Raw genomic sequence first — 26,801 nt, forward strand, 5'->3', positions numbered from 1 at the left:
AGATGCTGGAGGTAGAGTAACGCAGGAGCTTGTTACCGAGGATCACTATTCGCTTCAATCATCTGCCTTGCCTACAGCACTTTGAACTCCCGCTGAAAGATCACATATTTAATAGGATTGGTATTACCCCAAAATGCTCATATTTCTTAAAGAGAATCTAAACATAAAAGCGTAATCACCTTTATTTAATACAACTTAAATCTGCTCTTAAAGAAAGATGTCAGCTTTTTTTATTTACTATTTTTATCACCTATAGTGTTAATTTATAACAATACACGCTATTCTCCATCCCCCTTATGACATACACGTCATAAGGTTTTTTAAGGTATAATGACAGCAATATAACAGAGTTGTTGGAGGATATATGGCACTCAGTGAAGCCGCAATAAAAGTACAAGCAGCGTTAAAAGATCGCGGATTAGAAACCCCAATGCTGCCAAAAACTTCCACGCCTGAACAACGTAAAGTTAAAATTGAACACCATATGCGTGAAATTTTGACCTTAATGTCACTCGACCTAACCGACGACAGCTTGGCAGATACTCCACGCCGCATTGCTAAAATGTATGTGGACGAAATCTTCTCAGGCCTTGATTACGAAAACTTCCCAAAAATCACGGTTATCGAAAATAAAATGGGGGTTGATGAAATGGTGCGAGTACAAAACATCAGTCTTACCAGCACCTGCGAACATCACCTAGTGACCATTGATGGCTTCGCAACAGTCGCTTATTTACCCCGTACAAAAATTATTGGCTTGTCTAAAATCAATCGTATCGTGCGCTTCTTTTCCCAACGCCCACAAGTACAAGAGCGCCTAACCCAACAAGTGTTAGTGGCTCTGCAAACCCTGCTTGAAACCAAAGACGTTGCGGTAAAAATGGATGCGGTGCATTACTGCGTTAAATCCCGCGGCGTGATGGACTCAACCAGCTCGACAACCACTACAGCACTTGGCGGTATTTTTAAATCAAATCCGGCGACCCGCGCCGAGTTTTTACACCAAGTAAAATAATGTGTGTAAATAAAACACAAACAAAAACGCAGCCACCTAATTTAATCATCTAGGGGGCTGCTTTTTTGCTTTAAACTGGAATAACATTAAATCCCGTATTGCTCACGATAAGCACTAACAGATGCTAACTCTGCTTCCATACCCGGCTTTTCAGACAAATAATGGATTAAATCAGCAAGCTTAATAATCGACACAATCTGACAACCAAAATCACGCTCAACTTCTTGAATCGCCGACAACTCCCCCTTGCCTTTTTCTTGGCGATCAAGTGCTATCAACACGCCTGCAAGCTTTGCATTATGGGCATTAATGATTTCCATTGATTCACGAATCGCCGTACCGGCGGTGATAACATCGTCCACCAGCATCACTTTGCCTTTTAGCTCGCTGCCCACCAAACTGCCACCTTCACCGTGAGTTTTGGCTTCTTTGCGGTTAAAACAGTATGGAATGTCTACATCGTGATGATCGCACAAAGCAACGGCTGTGGTTGTCGCAATCGGAATACCTTTATACGCCGGACCAAACAACAAATCGAACTCAATACCCGAATCCATTAACGCCGCAGCATAAAAGCGGCCTAAACGCGCTAAATCTTTACCCGTATTAAACAATCCAGCATTAAAAAAGTACGGGCTCGTACGGCCAGATTTAAGGGTAAACTCACCAAAACGTAATACTTGGCGGGCTAAGGCAAACTCGATAAATTCGCGTTGATAGGCTTTCACGGTTATTCCTCTATAATCAAAATTTAGCTTAAAAAAAAGGACCGTAATCGGTCCTCATTTTTCAACAGCATATTAACTTAATGCGGCTTTCTGTACATCGACAATTTCGCGAATACTGTTTTTAGCCAGACCAAGCAGTTCAATCAATTCTTCATGGCTAAATGGCTCACCTTCTGCCGTACCTTGAATTTCAATAATCTTACCAGTCTCCGTCATCACGACATTCATATCAGTTTCAGCTGCGCTGTCTTCAATGTACTCTAAATCGCTGATCGCTTCGCCATCAAAAATACCCACACTTACTGCGGCAATTAAAAACTTAAGCGGGTTTGCTTTAATAATACCTTTCCCACGAGCCCAGTTCAGCGCATCAACCAATGCCACACAAGCACCTGTAATTGCCGCAGTACGTGTACCGCCATCAGCTTGAATCACATCACAATCGATAACAATGGTGTTTTCACCTAGCAATTTCATATCAACAGCGGCACGTAATGCGCGGCCGATTAAACGTTGAATTTCTTGAGTGCGACCAGATTGCTTACCGCGAGCTGCTTCACGGTCCATACGGCTATGGGTTGAACGCGGTAACATACCGTATTCAGCAGTAACCCAACCTTGGCCCTGACCTTTCAGAAAACGCGGAACGCCTTCGGTGAAACTTGCTGTACATAATACTTTCGTATCGCCAAACTCAACTAAAACAGAGCCTTCAGCATGTGCAGTAAAAGAACGCGTAATAGTAATAGGGCGAGTTTGAGCAGGTGTACGGTTACTTGGGCGCATGAAAAGTCCTGTAGTCGATTTCAGATCATATTTGAGCGCATATTATAGAGCTTCACGCCGTTAGATGCCATGGCAAGCAACGATAAGCGACAAATCTATCGACTAATCCTTTAATCCAGCCACCTAAAACGGCTATAATCAACCCACATTCGCGAAATAATATAATAGGACACTTCATGATCCAAAGCATGACAGCCTACTCTCGTATCGAGCACAAAGCACAATGGGGCACCGCCTCATGGGAAATCCGTTCAGTTAACCAGCGCTACCTAGAAACCTACCTGCGCCTACCTGAGCAGTTCCGCAGCTTTGAACCTGTCTTACGCGATCGTCTACGTAAACGCCTTAACCGTGGCAAAGTAGAAGTGAACTTGCGTTATGAACTCGCCGATAACAGCAGCAACGAATTACAACTAAACCAAGACCTAGCCAAACAATTGCTCAATGCGGCCAACTGGTTAAAGCAAGAAGCAGGTCAAGGCGAACTCAGCCTAACAGACGTATTACGCTGGCCTGGCGTGCTAGCCTCAGCCGAACAAGACATGGACAGCATTGGTGCAGAGCTAATGACCGCGTTCGACAGTGCTATCGATCAATTTATCGAAGCTCGTGGCCGTGAAGGTGAAGCCATCAAAGATATGCTACTGACTCGCTTAGACGGCGTAATGGAACAAGTGAACGTTGTGCGTGAGCATATGCCAACCGTAATGAAGTACCAACGTGAAAAACTCACTAACCGCTTAGCAGACATTGCTGGCGAGTTAGATCCTGCTCGTATCGAACAAGAAATGGTGTTACTGGCACAAAAACAAGATGTTGCCGAAGAAATGGACCGTCTTGAAGCCCACGTAGTAGAAGCTCGCCGTATCCTTAAAAAAGGTGGCAGCGAAGGTCGTCGCCTAGACTTTATGATGCAAGAATTTAACCGCGAATCAAATACTTTAGCCTCAAAATCAATCAGCGCAGAAATTACTTCAGCAGCTGTAGAATTAAAAGTATTGATTGAGCAGATGCGCGAGCAGATCCAAAATATTGAATAATATTCACCAAGCTCTATAAATGTCTTTTAATTACTGATTTTAAAGGAATAAATTAAAAACACCGTTCGTAGTCGTTCACAGTTACCCACCGAAATCCATATCTAAGTGGTGGGTTAATTGGTGGGTAGGTGGGTGTTTACAAATGCACTAGTGGTGGGTAAACTGAACCTCAAGAGATATAAGGCTTGGGGAGCACTATGAGTACTACGGGTAACTTAACGGTTAAAGAACTAGACTCTAAAATAAAAAAAGAAGAGGCCGGTCGCTACGCCGATGGTGGTGGGTTGTATTTTGTTGTGCCAAAGTCTGGTTCAGCTTATTGGATGGTTCGCTACACTTCCAATAAAAAGCGTAAAGAAATGACACTGGGTAAGTACTCTGATCTTTCGTTAAAAGATGCACGATTTGAAGCCGCTTCTAAAATGAAGCAACTCAGAGAAGGCCTTGATCCGCTGCTAGCAAAAAAACGTGCCGAGCAAGAAAGCATTAAAACAGTGGATGACCTATTCGAAGATTGGTATCCAACGCTCGAAGCGAGACTTAAACACCCAAAAATCCCCAAACGCATTTATACCAAAGATATTGCCCCACATATTGGTGAATTTAAAGTTGACCAGGTAACCGCCAGAGATATCCGTACCACGATAGAAGATATAAAGGCTTCAGGTAGGCTAGCTATCGCTAATGATGCACTAGGCTATTGTAAACAGTTATTCAATCACGGCATAAAACTCGATTTACTCGCCTACAACCCGGCTGCCGCCTTTACTTTTAAGGATGCTGGCGGTGTAGAAAAAAGCAGAGAACGAGCATTGAGTGAAGATGAACTCAAACAATTTTTTGCTACAGCCAAAAAACATAACGACAGCTTTAGTAGAGAGAACTACCTAGCCTGTTTATTGTTGGTTTGCTTAGGCGTTCGTAAATCAGAGTTGTGCGAAGCTAAGTGGGATGAGTTTAATTTAGAAAAAGAGGTATGGAATCTACCAGCTGAAAGAAGTAAAACCAATGTTGGCTTTACGGTCCCGTTAGCACCTGAAGTACTAAACTGGCTTGATGAGTTAAAAGTACGAGCCTTTGGGTCTGAATATGTGTTTCCTAGTCGCAGAACTAGCAAGAAGCCTCATATGGGCGCTGATACCCTTAATAGGGCTATTACAAAGCTTTTCGGCCATGAAGCCGGCAAAAAGAAGCAACCACCCAACTTAATGGGCGACATGCCTCATTTTACTGTTCACGACTTACGCCGCACGTGCCGTACTTTGCTTGCTCAGCAAGGGACGCCTGGACATGTTGCTGAACGTTGCCTCAACCACAAGTTGAAAGGTGTTGAAGGGATCTATAACAAGCATGATTATCTGGATGAGCGGAAGGAGGCTACTTGTCTTTTAGCTAAAAAAATAGCCTCTATTAGTTAGATTGAAGAATAGACTACGTTGTTACTTAACTTGAACCTGTGAAAAATAAGTCGGCATTTCACACATAACTTTGGTCACCAATTCGCTATTTTTTTCTAAAATATTATTTTTAAAGCTGGCAATATTGATACTTGAATCATTGAATGCATTTGATAGCAGTTTACATATTTCTCTGTCTACATAACCTTTTGAATGCAGCCAAAGCTCAAAACTATCAGATAGTCCAAGCTTTAAGCTATTTTGCAAATGTTTAAGCTTTTCTTCTAACTCATCGTTATTGAATTTACCATTACACAAATCAGATAATGCACCTACTATTAACATAGCATCGTAACCTAGTGTGTTATCAGTATATTTAACTATCTGGTCCATTGTAACTTTGCGAGATTGCGTGCCCGCTTGGTATCTTACTTTGTTCTCATCCATAAAAATAAATATTTCATTATAACTCGCTCCTGATATCCATAAACATGACGATTCCAATACAACTTCCAATGGACTAAGCTTTTCAAAAAGTTCATTTCTACATACATCTAACAATAGTGGCCAGACAAATTTAAATAGCTCATATATATCTTCTTGCTCACTCAAAGGTTCATAGTTGTCCTCTAACCATTTTTCAATAAACTCCAAGTCTTGTATTCCTAAAAGAGCTTTACCATAAAACGGAAGTTTATCTGGCTGAACATTACTTACTGATTTATAGATCAATTCAAACGCTTCTATTAATAAGGGTTTCTCGTCTTCATTACATAAATGATGAGCGAATGTCCCTTTTGCTAAACTTAAAAATACATCTTCATTTTGCTCTGTCGTTACATCTTTTAAATAAGACATCATGTAACTTTCAATAGCCTGAATTGTTCTTTCCTTACTATTAATATTGAACCAAAAATCCTTCAGTTCCTGCTCTGTTATTCCATTTTTCTCTACAGCTTCTAGGCACAACTCCTTAAATCTGTTGGGATCTTTTATAAACTCGATAGGATCCAATAAATGTAATCCAAATCTAATTGGCTCGATCAGTGATTTGAGACTACTAACACATGCTTCTGAATTAGATGGATCTAATAAAGACCTTATCTCCGTCCACCTTAAACGACCACGATACGTAAGCCTCTCATCATATAATTTTGTGTTGGCAAAAATGACACTCCCCTCTGTGTGATACCCAGCTCTGCCAGCACGACCGATCAAATTATGAAAGTCTCTAGTAGATATTTTATCTTTGCCTTGAGCAGTACTGGAAATGATCAAATATTTAATTGGAAGATTTACACCTTGAGCTAATGTTGAGGTACAAACAACAAGCGAAGCTTTATTGTTTTCCATGGCCCATTCAGCAGAAACTCTGAGTCCATTAGGAATATTGGAACCGTGCGGTAAAACTCCAAAGGCAATAGCTTTTGAGAAGATGCTATTATCTGAAAAGTGCAATTTGCTTAAATTCTCAATCTTCAAAATTTCCTGTGAATCACTTTTAATGATTGGTGGGGGGAGTTCCAACCCTCTAGAGTAACAATCTACCAATGTTGTACAAATAGTTGTGATAGAGGCTTTAGTCCCGCAAAATATTGCTGTAGGAGATTGTTGAGCTAGCTTAATGCCTAAGTAAGCCGATACTGCTGAATTATCACCCGCTTTAGGAAATATTCGATCATCCTTTTCTTTTCCTCTCGTTCCTAAGTTTATTCGTTCGATAATTCGAGGAACGAAAAACTCTCTTTCCCCAACAAATTCTTTATCTATGTACTGCAATTGTCCAGATGAACTAGCGAATGCTGTTTCTCTAATTGTTGGTAAACAGTGAGTACCTTTAACTTCAGTTCCATTCTCACCATATAACCAGTCTCCAATAGTTTCAGCGTTAGACATCACAGCTGAAATAAGTACGACTTGAGAATTGGCGGGAATGTTTGACTTTAAAGATGCAAGCAATAATTCATAGGTAACACCTCTAGAGCCAGAATCAAACTGATGTCCCTCATCAAAAATTAATAAGCCTATATTAGAAGCTAGTTCAGGTTCGTGACGTAATAAATAAACGAGCTTTTCTGGTGTGGATACAATAACGGAATTACTGACCTCATCATCAATATTCAAAAGATCGTTAATCATTGCTAAATCAGTTGGATTTAATTGAGGAACATCTTGTAGCTCATTTATTTTTATTTCTTCATTTAAAAATGATTTTTTAAATGAATCAGCGATCTCTCTACACAATGCTCTAAAAGGTGCAACCACAACAGCTAAATTACTTCGATGTGATAAAAAAGAGCTACGTATAATTAATTCAGTAGATTTAGTTTTACCAGCACTTGTAGGCATCTGAACAACAGCAGATTTTCCTTCAAACACCCCTTTCTCACCCAACAAGCGTTGCGCGGGCCAAAATTCCTTTATGAAATTATCTTTAGTTAGCGCAGATTGCCATAGGTCAATTGTTAAACCTGTATATTGGGGTAGACAAATTAAAGATGAATATTGCAGTTTTCTCTTAGCTATTGCAGATAAAATATCAACGATTAGTAATTCACGATCATTACCACACTCATATACAGCTTCCCTTAACTTCTTAATTGAGTGATCGAGCTGGACAAGGGGGACTTCCTGCTTGAAGCAGTTAGTTATACTTGAGGTAAAATATTCTAGCTCTGCTTCAAAATCACAACTATCTGCTAGATACCAGTCGCGATCTAAATCTCCTTTTAAAAGCCATATTAACGTTCCTTCGATATATGAAGGCGTTAGTTCATCAATATCGTAATCTATATTTTTTATCAAAACTAACGAGCTTCCAGGCATATCAGCTAAGTAATAAGAAGCAGAACCCAATATATTTAAATAATCAGATAATGGACTTTCTAATCTGGAATTATTTAATGAATCGAAATACTGGCTTACATCAATTAATTGTTTTTTTAAATCTAGATAATCTGCGTTGATATTACCCTCTACTAGATCAGAGGCTTCGATAGCAGATAGTTCACCTAATATGCCAATAGTTAACAAAAGTAATTTTTGAGGTTCAATAGTTAGGTCAATATGATGTTCTTCTTCGACACCAAATTCATACATTTTTGCTTTAGATTTAGTAATGGCTAAATATATTTTTGAGCTACGTTCAAGCTTCATTTGCAGCCCTCTGATATAAGAAATGAACTAAATCCATTAAAGCATCTCCCTTGATAACCAATAAACTCAAAGAAGAATTATTAACATGTCCCGTAGTATCTGTTTTACCTAATTCTACATCCGAGTACATTGTATTAGTTAAAACTGCTGCGGCTCCGTATTTCTCTATATAAGGGCGATCTGCTGAGTTTTGGAAGCGCTGCACCTTTGGTACATCTTCTTGAAAACCTTTTAATTTTAATCGTTGTTTTATTGCATTAAGAGATTCTGCAACTCTAAAACGATCTTTATCTGAATCCTTAACTGCAACTTGAAGTCGATTAATGGGTTTATTCCCGGTCAATGAGCCTTTTACTTCGTAAATCATTAACTCATCTTTTTTAGCGTTGTCATCGGGTGAAAACTTAAATCCAATAACATCTGAACCATTTTCAGATAAGTTTGGGTTTACCTTAAATTCGTAGCGCGTTCTTGGAACCCAGTAATTCAAGTTAAATTCCAAAAAGTCTGACACCAGTATTTCAGAAAAATCTCCCGATCGAGTACCAGGACCAGTTCTTTCATGTGGCTCTGATATTTTCTGAACTGGGAGCTTTAATTGTAATAAATACTCTTCCCTAGATAACTCTGTACCATCTCTTAATTCATCAATTTCATTATCATCACAATAGTGATTCCTGAAATGCTTTGCCCATGCAGACAAAGTGACTTCGTCAGTCATATCAGGATTAAAAGTGTAAATAGGGGCTTCTTTACCGCAAGCAGTAGTTATTCTTTCACCTGTATCTTCTAGCCATTTCAGATGTTGATTTGTCCATGGCATATTGTATTTCCTTAATAATATTCTCCAATATAGTCATCAATTCTTTTTGGAGCTTATGTTATCTCTATATTAATCCATCGCTTGAACTGAGTTAGCTAAACGTTTCTCGTGCCCTAGAGGGGTTGTATAAAAGCGCTGTTCGATACCATAAAGTAAGTACTTAAGTTCATCATCATTCGTTACTTCAAACTTACTGTTATCCTTATCGAATTTTAATTTTTTCTCACAGTAGCTATGAATATATGAACACATTTGTTCTCTATCTTCAGCTGGCATAGTAGCAAGTGTATCCATCGCTAATGCAACTCTTTTACGATTAGGCTTTGATACTTTTTCAATATTAAAATCGCCTGAAAGCTCAATAAAGTCTTCATCAAGAAAGGTTTCAACTTCCTCATTAGTCGCTTCTTTGTATAGCACATCGATACCTTTGAAAATGCTAGATATCGTTGCTAAGCTCTTAAAGACCAACTTATCAGTATTTTTAAAATAAACGGCATCAGGAAAAGCATTTACAACAAGTCGCTTGTCACTACTTTCCAACGTAGCAGCTTCACCAAACGCTATCATCTTCTTACTTACGAATAGAGACGGAGTAATTTTCTGAAAATAAACATTATCTCCCTGTATAGCATATAGTTGAGTTATATCTTTAAACTTGGTTTTAGATAAATTATCGTAGTCTTTAGAATCAAAATCTTTTTTTAGTATTTCAATACAATATTGTTGCTCACTAAATCGATCTATCTTAAACCAGGAATCTTCATCTAAATTATGATCAGGAACGTACTCGACGCAAGCATCATCCGTGATAATTAACTCATCAAAAAGTGTTTGATCAGATAACAATTTAAATATTGTTTTTTTGCTACGTCCTTTAACTTTGGTCAGTACTTGATCCACGAACTATCCTCGCTCTATAAATGTATAATTATTGATTCTATAAGCTTTATTTATCACTACGTTACTTGGTGTTTTATAGCGTTCTCGGCTTATCAGAAAGATTGTTGCTCCGCTTTTCGTTTTGATGTTATAAAACTCAAAACCAAATAACAGAAACAGTGGGTTGAAGTAGAGTGCTTGCGAGAGGAAAGTAAAAACAAACAAGATACTATAAATAAAAATCAAAGTTTCCCAGTTACCTATACTTAATGCTACAAAGAAGTAGCCTAAGTAGCTTGGAAGAAAGCTATTATTCGCATGTTCAATAGCAACTACCTCACCTGCCTTAAATTCATCCTTACCAAGAAATTTACTTAAAAATATGCTTAGCCCTGTTAAAAAAATGGGTATGAGAAGGTAAAGGGCATAAGAAACTGCATTCGGCAATTCAACTAAATAAGTGCACTGATCAAAGAAAAATCCAACCGTATAACCTTTTTGTACAGCAAAAATTATCATCAACAATGACGTTGCTGATATGGTTAATAAAAAGCGATACGCTAAATTTGTCATACTAAACTATTCCTTGTTAATGTTCCGTACCTTTCCACTTCTCCAGTAATTTTGGATTTGCTTGGAAATCGACCACATTAGGTGAACTTTTAATTTGTTCTTTGTCAGCATTTTTTTCTTGGGTTATCTTTCGCTTTTCTTTTAATTTTGCAATCAAAACTTTGGGTAACGAAATAAAAGCTGCGCCGAAAGCCATTTTACTCAAATCATAAATCCCACTCTCAATATAGGTCTTGAAACTTTCATCTCCAGCTAGTTGAACAGCATATGCGATAAATTCGTTGTAAATACTGCCTTCACTGGCCTCTTTAAGTGCCCACACTATTCCGCTTTTACCTTCTTGGTACAAAGGTAGTTCAAGCTCTTTGGTAATCAATTCAAGTTCAATTAGCGCAGTAATCGTTGCATCTAACACACGCGACGAAACGACACCAAGTTTTGTTAATTCAGCATAATGGCCGCTCGCCATTAAAGACGCTGGATTATCCTCAAACGGTAAATCAGTTTTTAACGTTATAGCACCTAATTCTTGAGTATTGCTAAGTTTAAATATTTGAGAAGCCCTATAAAGCTTTTTATCACCAAAAACTAAGGGGACAGGCAAAGAGGTTGTAGCGTCAATAATTGCATCACCTAGTTCATGAATAAACTCGCTGTCTGCTTGTGCAAAAATAAACTGTTTTAGAAACTGATCGATGCGGATATTGAGCTTAAAAGGTGGAATGCTAACGCTGTCTACCTTTTCAAAATAAGCTTTGGCTTTTTCTTTATCCACCGTTTCTTTTAGCGCATCAAAACGGCCAAAGTTGTTGAGGTTTGTCTCGGCTACCTTATCGGTCATTAAGGCCATCAGCTTGTTTTTATCTAACCCTAAAGCGTTTACCACTGCGTTGATTTGCGCGTTTTCTGCATTGTCTTTGTAGTCGTTGATGTAATCTCTAAAGCTGTGGTTTTCGGTTAATTGCGCATCGCCGCGCTGTAAATCGTGTAAAAACAGTTTGGCGTATTTTTGCTCGGCCTGTGTCAGCGATGCGAACGATTTATGCAGTTCGTTAAGCGTGCGCTCAATGCTGGCTTGATCATTATGCTGATTTAGCTCTTTTAAATATTTATCAAAACGACTATTCATATAGTCGGCATCAATCTTTCCAGTATCAATTTCCGTCAAATAGCCACTAATATCAAAAGGCACATCGCCGCCACCCGCACCACCACCATCACCTTTTGATGCGAGCTCTTTATAACGCAGCGCAAGGCTCAGGTAGGTTTGTTCATTAATGGCGAGAGTAACCTCATGTTCAGTGCCATTTTCGCCTGTTGAAGCGTCCGTCGTGAATGTATAAACCGACTGCTCCCAATGTAAACCTTGTACCTTCGCGGCTTCTAGATGCTGGTTAAATACTTTAAATAGTTCAGCAAACTTTGCGCACGCTTCAACATCTTCTGGCAGTTTTTCAAAATTTGCCACACCGGCACTGATGAACAACTCGGTAATATCACCGAATAGTTCATTCATTGCTTCTAAGTTACTTTCTAGCCTATCAACAAATAACCCTATGGGTCTGTCGCCTGAGTATAGTTTTACCGCATCGTTAATATGTTGCTCCATCGTATGCGGGTAACGATAGTAACGGATAACACCATGAGGCTTATCGGGGCCAAACAACCGATTGGTACGAGAGAAGGCTTGGATGATATTTTGGTATTTAATTACCTTATCTAAATACAAGACATTTAGCCACTTGGAGTCAAAACCGGTGAGCATTTGATCCACAACAATGAGTAAATCTAACTGCTTTGCGGGTTCAGTATGAATACGCTCATAAGGTTTTTTGTGAGCAAGGCGTGCGGCTAGATCTTTCTTAAATGCTGCATGACGGGCAAAATTAAAATCGTGGCCATAACGCGCATTATAGTCACGCATAATCTCATCCAAGCCATCACCTTTAAACGTTGGCCCACGGTCGCCACTGCCGTCATTATCAATGTTGGGGTCAAACAGAGCTGATACTTTTAAATCAGGCTTAGCAGCCTTTAACAGACGGTAATAATCAATGGCTTCAGCAATACTGTTAGTAGCCAAAATCGCATGAAATTTATTGCCTTGGCTTAGCACATCCCATTTGAGCAGAATATCTTCTACCACTTTGGCTTGGTGAGTCTCGCTTAGGTACTGACTTTTAGGTACGTAATCTTCAATACCTTTGAAGTATTTACCTGTAGCGTCTTTGTAGCCAGCCATAGGCACTTCATTCATAAAATAATTAAATTTTTTCTTTTTGGCAGGATTATCCATTGCTTCCGCTACAGATCCCGCCTTAGCTTGCTCTAGGGCGACAGCCTGCCTCAAGTCACCGTCCCTAAAAGTAGGTACTTTATAGGGATCAAAGCCGAGTACGTTACCATCGCGAATACCATCGGCTATGCTGTAGCGGTGCAGCTCGTTGCCAAATACGGTACTGGTGGTATTGCCGTTTTTTTCATTTTCTTCTTGGATCGGAGTGCCAGTAAAACCAAAAAACAAGGCGCGTGGAAAGGTGCGTTTAATAACAATCAGCATGTCGCCAAACGTTGAACGATGCGCCTCATCAATAATAAATACCAAGCGTTTAGCGCGGATTTTTTCAATGTCGGCCGAGTTAGTTGCAGTGCCTTCATCATCCACTTCTTCAAAAATATTACTCATTTTTTGAATAGAGCTAACAATGAGGGTATCGGCTGGCGACGTGCTTTTTAACTTAGTTACCAATACATGGGTATTTTCGGTCGCTTGTACATCTTCACCATCGCCTGCAAAATTACGGTATTCCGCCAGCGATTGTGTGCCCAGCTCGATGCGATCCATCAAAAAAATGACTTTATCGGCATCTTTTGACTGGGCAATCAGCTGCGCCGATTTAAAGCTGGTCATGGTTTTACCAGAACCTGTGGTATGCCACACATAGCCGCCCAAGCGGTCTGGGTTATTAGCAGCGCTACCCAATTGTTGCCAGTTGGTTTTGGCTACCTTATCCGATATCGCATTGGCGGCGTAATACTGATAACTGCGCATCACTTTAAGCACGCCATCGGTATCATCAGCAACGGTGTAAAAGCCAATCAACTGGTGCGCCATGGGGATGGATAACAACGTCGAGGCAATGTCTTTCCAATGGTTCATGGGCTCGTTGTTAAAATCGGCCCAATTGAATTGGTAATCTGGGTTAAATTTGCCATCTAGCCCTGGGTTAGCAAAGTATTTGGCCTCATTAGGCTCCATGGCAACAAACACTTGAATGAGTGAAAACAGCCCGCTAAAAATACCTTCTTTGGAATACTTTTCAATTTGGTTAACCGCTTGGCTTACTGGCACACCGCTGCGCTTTAGCTCCACATGAATAACCGGCATGCCGTTAATCAGTAACAACACATCACCACGGCGGTCATTGCGCAGTGGACTACCACGTTCAAATTTAGGCTGTTGCACAATTTGGTAACGGCTTTGGCCTGCTGCAATTTCTTGGCGGTCGTAGATTTTTAGGCTGACTTCTTTGCCAAGATGCAGCTTATCTGCGGGGTTATTGCGCTTAATGGCCACGGTTTTACCGTTGATTAGCCCGTTGAGTTTGAGCGGGGTTTTCAGTTCTTTAATCTGCTCAATAATCTGCTGCATTTCCGTTGCCGTCAGTGGCACGTCGTTTAAGCGATCTTGCTGGCGATTGTTTTCAAATAATATATTCGCCCAGTTTTGCAGTAAATCCGCTTCGGTTTTGTTTTTGAGTATCTCGCTTTCCCAGCCCTTGTGGGTCAGTACCTCGATAAAGGCCTGCTCAAATTGTGCTTCGGTTTTAAACGTCGTCATGGTTTGGCTCCCTGCTAAACAAACATTTTGCTCAAGCAGGCCTGCTTGATGTTATTGAGTTTGGTGATTTGTTGTTGGTGTTGGTTAATCAGCGCATCGAGTTTTTGGAAGTAGTTACCGATGGCGATCTGCTCTTCCTTTTTAGGGATATAAAGATATTCTTCCTCTAAAGCACTTCCTTTAATGTTTCCAATAGCTCCGTTTCCACCGGCTACATTTATAGAACGAAATCGATCGTACCAATATGTATTCATTGAAGCATTTAAGAAATGAGGTACATCTGTTTCGGCTAGCAACATAAAGCCTCCATGCACTGCATCTAAAGTTAAGCCGCACACTACAACATGTTTTCCAACTAAATTGCTTGAGCCATTTGCTGATGTTATTAATATGTCGCCATTTTTAACACGGTTAATATTCACTGCATTTTTATTGACTTGCACGTCATCTTTTCTTAATTCGAATCTGTCAACATTAATATTTGATGAACGCAAAACAATAATTCCATTTTCAGCGATATCATCTGGCTTGTAAGTAAGTCCTCTCCTTACTCCAGCAATGCTCTTAAATTGAACTTCCATCCACTCCCCACTAAACCCTTTAAAGCGAATTTCAGGGATCGTTTTGCCTTGCTTGGGAAACATCTTTTCCAGCATGGCTTTTTTAATGTTGCTGAGCTTGTCATGCTTTTGTTGGTGTTGGTTGATTAGGCTGTCGAGTTTTTGGAAGTGATTTGTTATCGCATTTTGTTCTGCCACATCTGGGATTGTGATAGATCTACTTTTCCAGTCAGAAACATCAAAAACTAACTTTTCAATATCGACCCCATAAGAACTAATGAAAAAAAGCTTATGCATTTCAGGTCTTTTTGAAATCAAAGTCCAAAATTTGGCAGTAATTTCATCACTATCAGTTAAGACAAGATACTCATTGGAGACAACAGCATTATCCAAGCTCTCTGGCACTATCCCGTTAGCACCATGGACAACCTGCCGCTTTGATATCAGATAATCACCAGCTTTAACCCCATAATAGTTTTTAACTAATATGTTCTTTCCTTTCAGCGTAGCTCTAGGCACTAAGCCTTCATTGCGGCGCTTCACTGTCACCAATTGATATAATTCATTATCAAGCAATTCAACTGGGCGCTTTGTTTCAGCCAAGATGCTTCCGATTTCTTTATTCTGCCAATCACAACTAAACCCTTGGTGGCGAATTTCAGGTGACTTATTTTCAATGATCATCTTATGCACCCTTCAACAAACTGGTAAGTTCTGTCAAACCCTGCATATCAAACTCATTGCCCGTCAGTTCGCCCATCATTTCGGCCAGTTCTTGCTCGGTTGTTTTAATCTCATTGGCGACTTGCGAATAAGTCACCGCGTATTTATCGGCAAGGGCTTGTACTTTGCTGGTGAGCTGGGTGATCACGGCACTTGGCATGGCAGCGAGCTCCGTACTTAATGGCGTTATCCACTTTAAGTGCAGTAATTCATTGGCTTGCTCGTCGGTTAAGCCTTCGATGGTGGTTTTCGTTTTTAAGTGCAGGGCGACTTGTGCTTCTTTGACCGCTTTTTTCAGGGCTTTTTCTTCATCAATGAGTTTATTGGCCTTAATGATTTTCGCTTTATAACTTTCTTCTGGCTCAGGGCTGTCGGCTGAGAACTTAGTTTTGGTCTCTTTTTGCTCTTTTAGGAAAGCTTTCGCCGCCTTGGCGACTTCGGCATTGGCAAAGCCGTCTTTGCTTTCTTTTACTGTGTCTTGCTCTTTGTCTTCTTCGCTTAGGGATTCGAGTATTTCTTCAAGTAGGCTTGCGATTTCGACAAGGCGGTTTTCTTGTTTTGCCAGAGCCGCTAGGTCTTCGCTCAAGTGGGTTTGCTGTACTAAATCAAATGGCATGATGTGGCCTTTCCAGCCGTCTTGTACTTCGGTGTCTTTGCCCTTAACCTTTTTAACCACGATATTGGGGTCAACTTGCTTAGTGGCGGCAAAGCCTTCGGTTTGCATCACTTCCAAATCGGTACTGATAACTTGCCATTGGTTGTTTAAAAACTGATAGGCCTGGTACTTGTCGATGAGGGCAATGCTGCTTAAGCGTGTGAATAACTCGGTGCTTAATTCAGGCTCTTGCTGGTTACGGTTAACGGCTTGCCAGCCTTGAATAAGGGAATTGTTTAAATAGTCATCAAAGCTGCTGTTGCCACTAACACCATGACTGCCGCCTTCAAAAGCTTGGTTGTAAGTATTAATAAACTCGATGACTTGCGGGTGCTGGGTAATGGTGGCGTTTACCGCGTCTTTAGTAATGGCTAGCTCGCTGTAAGCGCTGGAGGTTGGCGTAAACAACGCGGCATGTAACGCTGGCAGGGTTTGCCAGTAGTTGGTTAGCTCGGTAATTTCGCTGTTGGGAATGCCGCCTAACATGGTGGCGTGTAAATCCCAGCTTGGCGCGGCGGCTGACGAGTCGACATAACGGGGAATATTTAAGTTATAGCCGTTGTCGCGCAGAGTTTGCTTACTGACTAATTGCGAGAATTTTTCGATGCTGTCGCGATTGATGACGGAATCAACAATGCGCTTGATGTCACTGGCTTGCAGTTTGTTGTTTTTACCTTCTTTAACAAAGTGCTTGGAGGCATCCACAATCAATACGTCATTGTTTTCACGCTTCTGCTTAAGCACCAAAATAACGGTAGGAATACCAGTACCAAAAAAGATATTAGAAGGTAAGCCGATAATGGCATCAATGTGGTTTTGCTCAATTAATTGCTTGCGAATTTCGCCTTCTTCACCGCCACGGAACAACACGCCATGCGGCAATACAATGGTCATAATGCCATCGGGTTTTAGGTGGTAAAGGTCGTGAAGCAAAAAGGCAAAGTCGGCTTTGGCTTTAGGCGCGAGGCCAAAGCGGGAATAGCGCGGATCGCTGTCTTTAAAGCTTGGGTCCCACTGTTGCGAATAAGGCGGGTTAGAGACCACCGCATCGACATACAGGGCGTGGTAAGAGCCTTGCGGGTCGTTTTCATCAAAGTATGGCCAATCGTCTTCTAGGGTATCGCCATTACGGGTTTTAATGTTGCTGGCTTTTATGCCGCGCATGATTAAGTTCATGCGCGTTAAGTTGTAGGTGTTGGCTTTTAGTTCTTGGGCGTAATAAGTAATGGAGTCTTTGTTTTTTGCGTATTTTTCGACGGCTTCACCGATATTGATCAGTAGCGAGCCAGAGCCGGAAGTTGGGTCGTAAATCTCGATGGTGTCTTTGTGTTTTAATTCGTGGGCGATAATGTGCGACATCAACACCGAGATTTCATGGGGCGTGTAAAATTCACCGGCTTTTTTACCGGCGTTGGCGGCAAATTTTTCAATCAGGTATTCGTAAATGTAACCCAGTACATCGTAGCCTTGCTGGCTATTCATGGGGATGCTTTTAATCAGGTGCAGTAAATCGCTAATGGCTTTGGTGCGTTTGCCTGCGCTTTCACCGAGTTTGCTTAAGCCTGTTTCTAAGGTGGTAAAAATGCCTTCAAACAGTTTTTTGTAGGTAGGGGAAATTAAACGACCAAAGGCGGAGAGTGCATCGCGCACGTTGGACTCGTCAAACTCGAAGGTAGGATCAACCCAAGTAGAAAACAAATTATCGTAAGCGATGAAATAGCCTAGATTGTCTTGAATGTATTTGACCGTTTCCGCGTCTTCTTCGTTTAGGGCTTTAATGTCTTCAGGGGTCATGCCCTCTTTGGTGACAAACTGCACTAATTGGTCGCTTAGATACTTGTAAAAGATAAAACCTAAGATGTAATCTTTGTATTCGTTGGCTTCGATTTTCGAACGCATCTGGTTTGCTGATTCCCAGATTTTTGCGGCCAGTTGTTGCTTGTTCATATATAAAACTATTCCTAATGCTTAAGTAGCGCGTGAGCACATGGTTGTGTTTGTTTACACGTCAAAAAATTCTTCGTCTATTTTCTTCAGGTGTAATACCTGTTCGTCTCTAGAACCTATGTTGTAACGCAACATGAGCTTGGCTAATTCTTTTCCGTTGATAAGTACAATGCGCATGCCTAAGTCTTTGGCGGTTTGTACTGCGGATGGTGTGAAATCAGAGGTGGTGATAAAAATACCTTTCTGTGCTTTTTTAAGGTTTAACGCACCAAAGAAATTTCGAATATCACCAGAGCCAACATTATTCCCATGAGCATAACGTTTCGCTTGTATATAAATTTGGTCAACACCTAGAGGGTCTTGATCTATAACACCATCAATACCATTATCTCCGCTTTGCCCTAACGCATGCGCTGCACCTTCACCTGTACCGCCATAGCCCATGGCAAGAAGTAATTTAATGAGTAAATCTTCAAAAAAAGCAGGAGTAACTTTACGTGTACGATCGAGGATATCAGCGGATAATGCATCATTGATTTTCTTATATGCAATGCGTAAAGCTTCGTCAGGGGTAGCATCTTCATCAGCACTGTCATCTGTTAGGACTTGCTCATCAATGTTTGCAGAAATGTTATCGTATTTTTGTCCTTTAAAAGCGACAAATTCATCGAATTGGCTGAGGTATTTATTATCAATAACAGTGTTTGGGTCTGCTAAAGCATCTAAACCTCTTTGGGTAATAACAAAGTGTGCGCGTTTAGTGGCTTCTAATAATCCAGCTTTAGTAATATAGGTTCGTGCCCAACCAACACGGTTATCTAATACCGTCTGCTTACCACTAGAAAAAGTTTCTGCGCGTTCTTCATCTGTTAAATTAAATTTATCAGCGAGCTGATTGATAACATCTCTAAGTTTTACTTCTGATCCGTTAGCTTCTTTTGCTATTTCTAAAAAAGGTCGCATAAATTGTTTATAGCTAGGTATCATTCCTTATCCTTTTGTTTTTCTATCCATGCTTCTATATCTACTCGCTTAAAACGCCATGAACCACCTACTTTAAAGCCAGGTAGTTTTCCTTCTCCAGCTAATCGGTAGGCAGTTTTTTCATTAAGCTTTAGGTATTCTGCAAGCTCTTGAATCGTCAGTATTTCGTCACTCATTGCTTCATCTCTAACTGTGAACAAAGTCAGCATATGAGAAAATTGCGGAATGGTCAATGTAATTACCCAATTACGCCTATTTGGTAAATTGATAATAAACGGCAGAAAAGCCAGGCCATCGATGACCTGGGCTATTTGGTGGTTTTTACTTTAAGGTATCCTTAGTTATTGTTCTCATGCCTGGCTTAGTATCAGGTCCCTTTACTAACGTCTATTCCTCCTCTTGTTTGGATTTCTGCTGTATTTAATGCCAAACACATCGTCAAGATTGTTAGTAGGGTAACGAGACTTTCTTGCTAGCTTGCTTAAAATGAAGAAGCAGTAACGAGCGTCTTGGTTGTACGACTTCTTGCTGGGGTTTAGTGGAATTATGTTTGCGGTTGTAAATGAACACAACGAATCAGCATTAGAGTCGCTGATAAATAAAATATGTGGCCATGTTGCTTTTATTGTCTTTGTAAAAAACGCTTTTGTGTTAAGTGCCCCCTTTTCAGTCGCGCATTCTGGTGCCCTAAAAAAGAGCGCTATATGATAAAATACTGAGCCGTCATCAGACATATCTTTTGCCCAAATCATATTCATCGCCTCAGATACTGAGATTTTTTTAGATAAATAATAAAACCATTTGTTTAATTTTTTATTCGCATCTTGTTGATAGGCTTTAGGAACCCTTAACTTAAACCTGAATACATAACAATTTGGTAATCGTCGGATGGAATTTTCAAAGCCCGCGGTTAACTTTTGTAATAGGGGGATAGACAGCTCTCCCGAATCGATATCAACTGAGTAGCTTTTGTAATACCCTCGCTCTAAACGCTTAACTTCTGCACTTTTTTTGTTGCTCATTATGACTTCCTCGCTTGGATTTTGCTCTCAATCCAGTTTTGGATATCACTACGTTTCCATGCAATACGTCTTGCCCCAAACGAAGTCGCCTGGGGAAAGGTATTATTTTTCATTAGCTTATATATGCTTGTTCGTTTTAATCCTGTTAGATATAAAACTTCTGGTAATCTGATGTATTCACTCGCCATGTTAATTTCCTATTGGTTGTTTTTGGCTTTGTTGCCTTTAATCAATAGAGAAGCGAGTTGCGTATTTTTTGTTCGTAGATGTCTATGTGATATGTTTTACTTAATCGAATAACGCCAGGAATAAACCTGGCGTTACTAAGCTCACCAAAGTTGTTGGCTGTTAACCTTGTACTCTCCCCAGTCACTATCTAAAAATGGTTTAGCTCGTTGAGTTTGAGCTACAAATGGTTCAAGAGAATCATTACCAAAATGCCAGTGAACTGGGCTATAACCATACCTAGTTCTCAATAGAGGAAACTCAGTATCTGGTTTATCTATTGAAAGTTGAGCTATTTCACAAAGCGTAGCAAAGCCTTGTTCATGTACTTCAAAGCTTGAATCATGAAATAACCCACCTTTCCCGTTATTGCTAAATAAGAACTCAAAGTACAGTCCTATTTTTTTATCAGGTTCTTTATCAAACTCGTTATCAAATTTCGCTTTAAGTTGAGACATGGTATCTCCAACAGAGTTAAAAACATCCAATGAAAATAAGGACATCTTCTTATCTCGTGGCTTATCATATTCAGCCTCAGTCATTGATATCAAAAAGTAGCCTTCATGAATTGTTGAAAAATCTTTGCGATAAGTTTTCCATATCAAACCTATCGAATTGTCAGAACGTACATTTCGATGTTTGATGTTTCCTTGAACCATATGGAATAAGTAGTCTATTACTGACTCGCTACATTCATCAGAATCATCAGGAATAGACAGGTTAGCCTTTACCAAATAAATCCCGTGATTAGTGTTAAGCCATCTGCAATACATATCATAAATTAATCCTAGTGAACGAGTTGTGTATTCAACTTCACTCTGAATTAAACTGAATTCTTTATACTTATCACTCTTTACTAATTCTTTTTTATTACCGCTATATTTATCTGAAAAAATCATAGCTCAGTCTCCATGTCGTAGCCTGTTAATCGATTGTCATCACGACGACCGATAACATTGTCAATCCACTGCTGAATTTCGCTTTCTACCCAAGCTACAGCTCGACCGCCAAGGCTGACATTTTCTGGAAATCTATCTTCACTGATGTATTTATAAATTCCTGAACGGCTTAAGCCTGTTAGCGTCATGACTTCTTTTAATCTAATTAATCTTGTTTGCATTACATTATCCTCATTTGAATTTTTGCGAGTTGTACTCACTCATCAAAAGAGCATGTTATGTAATTTTTGTTCGTAGACGTCCTGATGTGTTTACTCTAGGTCTGCAAGGCCAATTTATCGATTCCAAAAATAATCAAACACATATTACTAAAAGGCATAGACCAACGAATCATTAAAGGAGTGTGTTATGCCTAATGACCTATCAATTAAATACATCACCGAAGAGCCCATGACAGCTGAACAGGTACTGGAAAAAGCTGCTGAGATATTGCAGAGCAAGTATATGTCTGGCGAAGCGTTTACTAGTAGCCAAGCAACACTCGACTTTTTACAGTTTAAACTGGGTAGATATGAAAAGGAGGTATTCGCGATTTTGGTGCTTAATAGTCAGCATAAGTTGATTGAGTACAAGGAGTTATTCTTTGGCACCATTAACGCCGCTAGCGTATACCCGCGAGAAGTAGTGAAAGAAGTATTACATCAAAATGGTGCCGCAGTTATTTTTGCGCATAACCATCCATCTGGTGAGCTAGAGCCGTCACAAGCTGACATTGCCATAACTAAACGATTAAAAGATGCCTTAGCCTTAATAGATGTTCAGGTGCTTGATCACATTGTTGTTGGTAATGGTGCAACGTCATTTGCCGAACGCGGACTGCTTTAGTCTTTTTACTTCCTCAAATTAATTCTTTAATGCCGGACGAACCCTGGCATACAACTTAAGAGATCAACACCATGAAACTGAACTTTAATGAAGTGCAGGGTTTTCCTGTACCTGCAAAATTATTTCAACTGATTAACCAATCACTAGCTGGCACTTCAGCACCGAACAATGCCTTTACTGCCATTACACTTAACTTTCGGGACCCCGATTACTCTGCTGATGCTGGTGGATATCATCCGGTTGAAATACGTATGGAGAAACAAAATGAGTTATGGCAACTCGTTTATATAACAGACTTTTCGTACCAGGGAGGACCTTTCCCAGAGCTGGTTAAAGAAATTGATGTCTGTTTTATTAGTAAGCAAGTGTTCAATTTGTTTATTGGCTGGCTGCAAAACAGAAATGCCAAAGAACTACTTACCCTGTTTGTTAACAATTTTATTGAGTACTACATCAATGATTGTTACCAGGTAAGCGTGAGCTTTGATTAAGCAACCTATAGCGCCAGCATTATTACTTTAAATGATGCTGGCGTTTTTATGTGAGGAGTTAACATTATGGCAGAAGTTGAAGCAATAAAGGACCTGGACAAGGTTCGTCTAATAAGCCACTTGCTTGAAATACGATGCTCAAAACAGATGGCAGATATTTGGAACATTGGCCTTAACTTGGCATTACGGATATCAGATTTATTATCAATTAAATTTACTGATATCAGAGATGGTCGTTTAATCATCTTCGAGGGGAAAACTGGCAAGCGAGCTGAAATAAAGTTAAATGACAAAGCGCAGCTTTTAATTAACAACATTCAGTTGAAGCACCGAAACCACATCTATTTATTTCAATCCTATCGAAACCGGCAATCTATCAACCGAAAGCCTAAACCACTGAATAGGAGGTCTGTCACTAAAGCCTTTATGTTAGTGGGTGAAGAGTTAGGCATTAGGTTAGGTACCCATTCCATGCGCAAGTCACGTGGTTTTCATTTATACAAGAAAACTAATGATATTGCCCGAGTAATGAAAATGCTCAGGCATAGTTCTGAAGGCGTAACATTGCGTTATATAGGCATCGACCAGGAAGTTATAGATACTGATTTTGTTGAGCTTGAAATCTAGGGGCTTCGGCCTCTATTTTTTTTAATATCCACTGGCCTTCTGGCGGCGAGTAATCCGCAATTAATCCAAAAATTAATTAATACACAATTTTTCTGATTGAATTAACCAGGAGAATTGCATGTCAATTTTAAATCACTTTAATGGTCAGGAACTAACCAATGACCAACAGGAATTACTTACGGAGTTGGAGTCTTTCTTGGAGGCCCGTTATGCGCCCGTTTTTTTATTGAAAGGTTATGCTGGGACAGGCAAGTCTTACATTATGGCAGGAGTTACACGATACTTAAGTTGGCTGGGTAAGGAGTTTGTGATTATTGCCCCAACAGGTAAGGCGGCAAAAGTAATTGCTAATAAGACTAAATTCAAAGCTACAACCATTCATAGGATTATCTACAAATTCTATGAAAAAGACGAGGAACCAATCGATGAATACCTTGAGAGAACGCCTGATAGTTTCTCTTACCTTAACGCCAACAGTGATGAGCCTGATACCATCTATATTGTTGATGAGTCATCAATGATTTCAGATAAGTTTAGCGCTTCTCATATAGGAAAATTTGGTTCAGGGTACTTATTGCAAGATTTGATACAGTATATTGACTTTAAAAATAACCCTCAAAGAAAAGTCATTTTTATAGGCGATAACGCGCAGCTACCTCCTGTTAGAAATTTTTATTCTCCAGCACTTAGTGAAAATGTTCTCAATTGCGTTTATAGACTTGCATGTCGGTCGTTTGAACTAACACAAGTTGTCAGACAAAAATCTGAATCAGGCGTAATGAAAAATGCTCAAACTTTGCGAGATGCTATGGAGTTTGAGGACTATATTGACTTTGAATTTGATGTTTCTTCCCAAGACGTGTGCCGCCTACCAAGCGTAAGTTTTATTGATAAATATTTTGACCTTTGTGACGGAAAGGTTGAGAACACTGATAACCTGACTATTATCGCTCGCACTAACAGGAAAGTTTATGACTATATATGTGATATTAGGGCTAGGTTGTTTTTTCCTAGGGCTCCTATTCAGGTAAATGAAAAGGTAATGTGTACAAACAACTACTATGCTGGTGATACATTTATATCTAATGGTGAATTTGGTCGCGTAATTAAAGTTCTGTCTGCGGTTGAATCCAGGTGCATTAACGTTCAGGAGAAATTGCCTAGTGGGATTTTGGTCACGCCAATCGAATTGCAATTTGTGGACTTGTCAATCGAGTTTAGAGATGACTACGGAAAACCTTTTCTTCTTGAGCATAAAGTTCTGTTAAATTTGATGTATGAGCCAACTCCTAGGTTAGAGGGGGTTTTATATCAAGCTTTACGTGCAGATTTTAACGAACGATTTTTCACTTATTACAAGCCGCAAGGTGATGATTACCAAGAATTAAAAAAGGATGACCCTTATTTAAATTTTCTTCATCTTAAGTTTGGTTATGCTATTACCTGCCATAAGGCTCAGGGTAGCGAGTGGCAACATGTTTTTGTTGATGCTTATCACCATGGTAAAATAACTAAGGATTATCGTTGGCTATACACTGCGATTACAAGAACATCAGATAAGCTGTACATCAGTCAATAAATCAACTAAATATCAAGTCAGCATAAGAGAGGGGTTATCCCTCTCTTAATTAGTCATCGCCAACTACATGAAAAATTTTTTGTTCTATCACCAAAATGCTTCGTATGAAACTTAGCTAAATAGCTGACACGAATGAAAATACTGTTGAAACTATCTGCAAAATCACATGAATTAGCATTCAAATGATATGTAGGGTTACGTTCAGGAAAATGCACCAGGCCCATTGCCTTTGCTGGTTCAATATTTAAGGCCCTTGCCCATGCTGTATATATCCTACCGGCTAGGTTGTCTTGAACAGTTTTGTAGTCACCTAATGTGTAGTAAGCATCATTATTTAACAATAGCGCTAAATGGTAATGAGGCATCACTGATTCGCATTGCTCTTTAGCCCATATGAAACGCAGAGTATTAGGATGAACTCGCTTGTGCTCACGCCTGCTTCGTTCTTGATGTGCTTTAAGTTGAGATTTTAACGATTCAATAAATCGAGTAATAGCTTCAGTGCTAAAACCTGAAGGGTTATCAGGACAGGACATAACTTTAGGTAAGTGCAAATCGACTCGGACCACAAAGGTTCTAGGGTATTGTTGTAATGAGTTATTTAATACGTTTTGTATTTTACCAAGATACTCTTGGCTTAACTGGTAATAGGCTAGTACATCCCAGTTATTAAACTTAGGTTCATCGTGAATAGTTAGATTTCGATTGTTTGAGTATTTAGTCATGATTGACTCCTATTGATTAATTATCACTAGAAGTAACCTTTGAGTAATATTTAAGAGAAGTGTTATATATTAACAATCAGACAGTTAGCTGTTTTTGAGTTCAGGTCATAACTATTGTAAAGAAAATTGAATTGCCGTGTTTAAATGGTTTTACTGATTGCAGATTACTCTGATAACAAATACAAAGTTCGATTTACTTGTGTGCTAAATCATTAATAGCAAAAGAAGTATCAACCTTGCTGGTTAGGAGGTATTGACCCTCCTAATTTTTTTACATGTTTATACCTATTATATGAAAACTGCTCATGATGTCTTAATGGGGGTTTGGGGGTGAAAAGTCTTTAATAGCGTTTCATGCAATGAAACCATCATTATTTCTTTTTTAAATATTAACAATAAACCATTAGGTAGACTCTTGAAGTCTACCCTGTAAATACTAATTAAATAATAAAGCTAAATTCAATAAACTATGGATAGGAAATAATATTCCTGAGTTATTTTTTATAATCACTAAACTTTAGAACATTTGCAGGTAAAGCATCGTTTGACTTAATCTCAGGCGTTATACCGCCATCATGTTGCGTCATGTTTTGGCAATACTCAAAGAGCCTATCTAAAGGGATAAATTTTTCTTTACGTTTTTTGATACGTTTAACTTGCCCATTAAGGTATATAGCTAAATCATCTGCTAGCTCTAATGGCATAGCATCTAACCTTTGCTCTGCTAGTGTTTGCGTTACCCATAAGGCGGCATCGGTAATATGACCATTGATGCTTAAATCAGTATTCTTAGCCCAGCTAATATCAAATTTCAGCTCATCTAACTTACTTAGTAATATAACAGCATCACTATTGGGTAGGAGTTGATTAGCTCTTATCATTTCGACTAATAACTGTTGCCATTGCATTGATAACTGTTGATGCAATTCAGCTAGGCTCAGTGGTGCGTATACAGGAAGAAAGCAGGTAAAGCGACTATGTGCTTCTGTTGCTATAACGGTCTTGTGAGATGACCTGTAGCTATTATCAATAAGATGCAGTTGCCAACTAAATGTATTTGCATCAGATACTATGGTATTTCGACCCTTCTGAGTTCCCTCTAAGGTAGGCAGTTCGGCTTTTAACCACTTATCCAGAGTTTTGCTTGTTGAATAGAATAACTGCATGATATTGGGGTTAAGATGCTTGTTTGCTTATGGCTAATATTCTAAAGTAAAAATGGTGATTAAGTACAATTA

At 39.5% G+C, this 26,801-nt stretch carries 24 protein-coding genes; 7 read left to right on the top strand and 17 right to left on the bottom strand.

Annotated features, from left to right (window positions below; translation table 11 throughout):
- The first annotated feature begins 364 nt into the window (after positions 1-364).
- A complete protein-coding gene (gene folE / locus ACWXWT_RS01100; RefSeq protein WP_456039781.1) occupies positions 365-1,015 on the top strand; it encodes a GTP cyclohydrolase I FolE in 651 nt (216 codons plus the stop codon).
- An 86-nt stretch (positions 1,016-1,101) separates the two neighbouring features.
- Here the strand turns inward: folE and pyrE are convergent, their stop codons facing one another.
- Positions 1,102-1,743, bottom strand: a complete 642-nt coding sequence (gene pyrE / locus ACWXWT_RS01105) for an orotate phosphoribosyltransferase (RefSeq protein ID WP_456039782.1) — start codon at positions 1,741-1,743, stop codon at positions 1,102-1,104.
- Positions 1,744-1,815: 72 nt separating this feature from the next.
- Entirely contained in the window at positions 1,816-2,529 is a 714-nt protein-coding gene (gene rph, locus ACWXWT_RS01110; protein WP_456039783.1) for a ribonuclease PH, read from the bottom strand.
- Positions 2,530-2,705: 176 nt separating this feature from the next.
- On the opposite strand from rph, the gene ACWXWT_RS01115 reads away from it, so the two are divergent.
- Together ACWXWT_RS01115 and ACWXWT_RS01120 are read left to right on the top strand one after the other, a co-directional pair.
- Positions 2,706-3,569 carry a YicC/YloC family endoribonuclease gene (locus tag ACWXWT_RS01115; protein ID WP_456039784.1) on the top strand — a complete coding sequence of 288 codons (864 nt, stop codon included), beginning with the start codon at positions 2,706-2,708 and terminating at the stop codon, positions 3,567-3,569.
- Positions 3,570-3,766: 197 nt separating this feature from the next.
- Positions 3,767-4,987 carry a tyrosine-type recombinase/integrase gene (locus tag ACWXWT_RS01120; protein WP_456039785.1) on the top strand — a complete coding sequence of 407 codons (1,221 nt, stop codon included), beginning with the start codon at positions 3,767-3,769 and terminating at the stop codon, positions 4,985-4,987.
- 21 nt (positions 4,988-5,008) lie between these two features.
- Here ACWXWT_RS01120 and ACWXWT_RS01125 read toward each other — a convergent pair whose 3' ends face one another.
- The 13 genes from ACWXWT_RS01125 to ACWXWT_RS01185 all read right to left on the bottom strand — a co-directional run bounded on the left by ACWXWT_RS01125 (position 5,009) and on the right by ACWXWT_RS01185 (position 21,477).
- Positions 5,009-8,122: a DEAD/DEAH box helicase gene (locus ACWXWT_RS01125; RefSeq protein WP_456039786.1), complete on the bottom strand. Its 3,114-nt coding sequence runs from the start codon at positions 8,120-8,122 to the stop codon at positions 5,009-5,011.
- Positions 8,112-8,945 carry a Hachiman antiphage defense system protein HamA gene (locus tag ACWXWT_RS01130; RefSeq protein WP_456039787.1) on the bottom strand — a complete coding sequence of 278 codons (834 nt, stop codon included), beginning with the start codon at positions 8,943-8,945 and terminating at the stop codon, positions 8,112-8,114. Before ACWXWT_RS01130 ends, ACWXWT_RS01125 begins: the two co-directional genes overlap by 11 nt.
- Before the next feature lie 69 nt (positions 8,946-9,014).
- The gene (locus ACWXWT_RS01135; RefSeq protein ID WP_456039788.1) at positions 9,015-9,848 is read right to left on the bottom strand and encodes an ATP F0F1 synthase synthase; all 834 of its coding nucleotides are present in this window, start codon (positions 9,846-9,848) and stop codon (positions 9,015-9,017) included.
- 3 nt (positions 9,849-9,851) lie between these two features.
- Positions 9,852-10,400 (bottom strand): hypothetical protein, encoded by a 549-nt coding sequence (locus ACWXWT_RS01140; RefSeq protein ID WP_456039789.1) that lies wholly within the window; start codon positions 10,398-10,400, stop codon positions 9,852-9,854.
- 16 nt (positions 10,401-10,416) lie between these two features.
- Positions 10,417-14,241: a type I restriction endonuclease subunit R gene (locus tag ACWXWT_RS01145; protein ID WP_456039790.1), complete on the bottom strand. Its 3,825-nt coding sequence runs from the start codon at positions 14,239-14,241 to the stop codon at positions 10,417-10,419.
- Between the two features lie 14 nt (positions 14,242-14,255).
- A complete protein-coding gene (locus tag ACWXWT_RS01150; protein WP_456039791.1) occupies positions 14,256-15,485 on the bottom strand; it encodes a restriction endonuclease subunit S in 1,230 nt (409 codons plus the stop codon).
- A 1-nt stretch (position 15,486) separates the two neighbouring features.
- A complete protein-coding gene (locus ACWXWT_RS01155; RefSeq protein WP_456039792.1) occupies positions 15,487-18,126 on the bottom strand; it encodes a type I restriction-modification system subunit M in 2,640 nt (879 codons plus the stop codon).
- A 54-nt stretch (positions 18,127-18,180) separates the two neighbouring features.
- Positions 18,181-19,113: a restriction endonuclease gene (locus ACWXWT_RS01160; protein WP_456039793.1), complete on the bottom strand. Its 933-nt coding sequence runs from the start codon at positions 19,111-19,113 to the stop codon at positions 18,181-18,183.
- On the bottom strand, positions 19,110-19,286 hold the full coding sequence (mads1, locus tag ACWXWT_RS01165; RefSeq protein WP_182732271.1) for a methylation-associated defense system helix-turn-helix domain-containing protein MAD1: 177 nt from the start codon (positions 19,284-19,286) through the stop codon (positions 19,110-19,112). The genes ACWXWT_RS01160 and mads1 overlap by 4 nt, the downstream gene beginning before the upstream one ends.
- Before the next feature lie 204 nt (positions 19,287-19,490).
- Positions 19,491-20,132 (bottom strand): YagK/YfjJ domain-containing protein, encoded by a 642-nt coding sequence (locus ACWXWT_RS01170; RefSeq protein WP_456039794.1) that lies wholly within the window; start codon positions 20,130-20,132, stop codon positions 19,491-19,493.
- A complete protein-coding gene (locus tag ACWXWT_RS01175) occupies positions 20,132-20,320 on the bottom strand; it encodes a helix-turn-helix transcriptional regulator (protein WP_456039795.1) in 189 nt (62 codons plus the stop codon). Before ACWXWT_RS01175 ends, ACWXWT_RS01170 begins: the two co-directional genes overlap by 1 nt.
- A 141-nt stretch (positions 20,321-20,461) precedes the next feature.
- Complete coding sequence (locus ACWXWT_RS01180; RefSeq protein WP_456039796.1) at positions 20,462-21,256, bottom strand: hypothetical protein; 795 nt, start codon at positions 21,254-21,256, stop codon at positions 20,462-20,464.
- Positions 21,253-21,477, bottom strand: a complete 225-nt coding sequence (locus ACWXWT_RS01185) for an AlpA family transcriptional regulator (protein ID WP_036957228.1) — start codon at positions 21,475-21,477, stop codon at positions 21,253-21,255. Before ACWXWT_RS01185 ends, ACWXWT_RS01180 begins: the two co-directional genes overlap by 4 nt.
- A gap of 187 nt (positions 21,478-21,664) precedes the next feature.
- Between ACWXWT_RS01185 and radC the strand changes: the two genes are divergently transcribed.
- From radC to ACWXWT_RS01205, 4 genes are all read left to right on the top strand, one after another.
- The gene (radC, locus tag ACWXWT_RS01190; RefSeq protein WP_036957230.1) at positions 21,665-22,141 is read left to right on the top strand and encodes a RadC family protein; all 477 of its coding nucleotides are present in this window, start codon (positions 21,665-21,667) and stop codon (positions 22,139-22,141) included.
- A 71-nt stretch (positions 22,142-22,212) separates the two neighbouring features.
- A complete protein-coding gene (locus tag ACWXWT_RS01195) occupies positions 22,213-22,632 on the top strand; it encodes a DUF2787 domain-containing protein (protein ID WP_456039797.1) in 420 nt (139 codons plus the stop codon).
- A gap of 66 nt (positions 22,633-22,698) precedes the next feature.
- Positions 22,699-23,259 carry a tyrosine-type recombinase/integrase gene (locus tag ACWXWT_RS01200; RefSeq protein ID WP_036957236.1) on the top strand — a complete coding sequence of 187 codons (561 nt, stop codon included), beginning with the start codon at positions 22,699-22,701 and terminating at the stop codon, positions 23,257-23,259.
- A 118-nt stretch (positions 23,260-23,377) separates the two neighbouring features.
- Entirely contained in the window at positions 23,378-24,838 is a 1,461-nt protein-coding gene (locus ACWXWT_RS01205; protein ID WP_456039798.1) for an ATP-dependent DNA helicase, read from the top strand.
- A gap of 53 nt (positions 24,839-24,891) precedes the next feature.
- On the opposite strand, the gene ACWXWT_RS01210 is transcribed toward ACWXWT_RS01205, so the two are convergent.
- Together ACWXWT_RS01210 and ACWXWT_RS01215 are read right to left on the bottom strand one after the other, a co-directional pair.
- Entirely contained in the window at positions 24,892-25,563 is a 672-nt protein-coding gene (locus ACWXWT_RS01210) for an inovirus Gp2 family protein (RefSeq protein WP_456039799.1), read from the bottom strand.
- A 494-nt stretch (positions 25,564-26,057) separates the two neighbouring features.
- Positions 26,058-26,729, bottom strand: coding sequence for an amino acid adenylation (locus ACWXWT_RS01215; protein ID WP_456039800.1), 672 nt, complete (start codon positions 26,727-26,729; stop codon positions 26,058-26,060).
- Between the last annotated feature and the right edge of the window lie 72 nt (positions 26,730-26,801).

Source organism: Shewanella sp. A22 (assembly GCF_053850585.1).

Bases quoted from the DNA above. Each gene is read 5' to 3' on its own strand.
- ACWXWT_RS01115 (WP_456039784.1), top strand. From the start codon at position 2,706: ATGATCCAAAGCATGACAGCCTACTCTCGTATCGAGCACAAAGCACAA.
- ACWXWT_RS01125 (WP_456039786.1), bottom strand. From the start codon at position 8,122: ATGAAGCTTGAACGTAGCTCAAAAATATATTTAGCCATTACTAAATCT.
- ACWXWT_RS01150 (WP_456039791.1), bottom strand. From the start codon at position 15,485: ATGATCATTGAAAATAAGTCACCTGAAATTCGCCACCAAGGGTTTAGT.
- ACWXWT_RS01200 (WP_036957236.1), top strand. From the start codon at position 22,699: ATGGCAGAAGTTGAAGCAATAAAGGACCTGGACAAGGTTCGTCTAATA.
- folE (WP_456039781.1), top strand. From the start codon at position 365: ATGGCACTCAGTGAAGCCGCAATAAAAGTACAAGCAGCGTTAAAAGAT.
- ACWXWT_RS01170 (WP_456039794.1), bottom strand. From the start codon at position 20,132: ATGAGCAACAAAAAAAGTGCAGAAGTTAAGCGTTTAGAGCGAGGGTAT.
- rph (WP_456039783.1), bottom strand. From the start codon at position 2,529: ATGCGCCCAAGTAACCGTACACCTGCTCAAACTCGCCCTATTACTATT.
- ACWXWT_RS01175 (WP_456039795.1), bottom strand. From the start codon at position 20,320: ATGGCGAGTGAATACATCAGATTACCAGAAGTTTTATATCTAACAGGA.
- ACWXWT_RS01185 (WP_036957228.1), bottom strand. From the start codon at position 21,477: ATGCAAACAAGATTAATTAGATTAAAAGAAGTCATGACGCTAACAGGC.
- ACWXWT_RS01140 (WP_456039789.1), bottom strand. From the start codon at position 10,400: ATGACAAATTTAGCGTATCGCTTTTTATTAACCATATCAGCAACGTCA.
- ACWXWT_RS01120 (WP_456039785.1), top strand. From the start codon at position 3,767: ATGAGTACTACGGGTAACTTAACGGTTAAAGAACTAGACTCTAAAATA.
- ACWXWT_RS01215 (WP_456039800.1), bottom strand. From the start codon at position 26,729: ATGCAGTTATTCTATTCAACAAGCAAAACTCTGGATAAGTGGTTAAAA.
- ACWXWT_RS01210 (WP_456039799.1), bottom strand. From the start codon at position 25,563: ATGACTAAATACTCAAACAATCGAAATCTAACTATTCACGATGAACCT.
- radC (WP_036957230.1), top strand. From the start codon at position 21,665: ATGCCTAATGACCTATCAATTAAATACATCACCGAAGAGCCCATGACA.
- ACWXWT_RS01195 (WP_456039797.1), top strand. From the start codon at position 22,213: ATGAAACTGAACTTTAATGAAGTGCAGGGTTTTCCTGTACCTGCAAAA.
- ACWXWT_RS01180 (WP_456039796.1), bottom strand. From the start codon at position 21,256: ATGATTTTTTCAGATAAATATAGCGGTAATAAAAAAGAATTAGTAAAG.
- ACWXWT_RS01145 (WP_456039790.1), bottom strand. From the start codon at position 14,241: ATGACGACGTTTAAAACCGAAGCACAATTTGAGCAGGCCTTTATCGAG.
- ACWXWT_RS01160 (WP_456039793.1), bottom strand. From the start codon at position 19,113: ATGATACCTAGCTATAAACAATTTATGCGACCTTTTTTAGAAATAGCA.
- ACWXWT_RS01130 (WP_456039787.1), bottom strand. From the start codon at position 8,945: ATGCCATGGACAAATCAACATCTGAAATGGCTAGAAGATACAGGTGAA.
- ACWXWT_RS01205 (WP_456039798.1), top strand. From the start codon at position 23,378: ATGTCAATTTTAAATCACTTTAATGGTCAGGAACTAACCAATGACCAA.
- mads1 (WP_182732271.1), bottom strand. From the start codon at position 19,286: ATGAGTGACGAAATACTGACGATTCAAGAGCTTGCAGAATACCTAAAG.
- ACWXWT_RS01155 (WP_456039792.1), bottom strand. From the start codon at position 18,126: ATGAACAAGCAACAACTGGCCGCAAAAATCTGGGAATCAGCAAACCAG.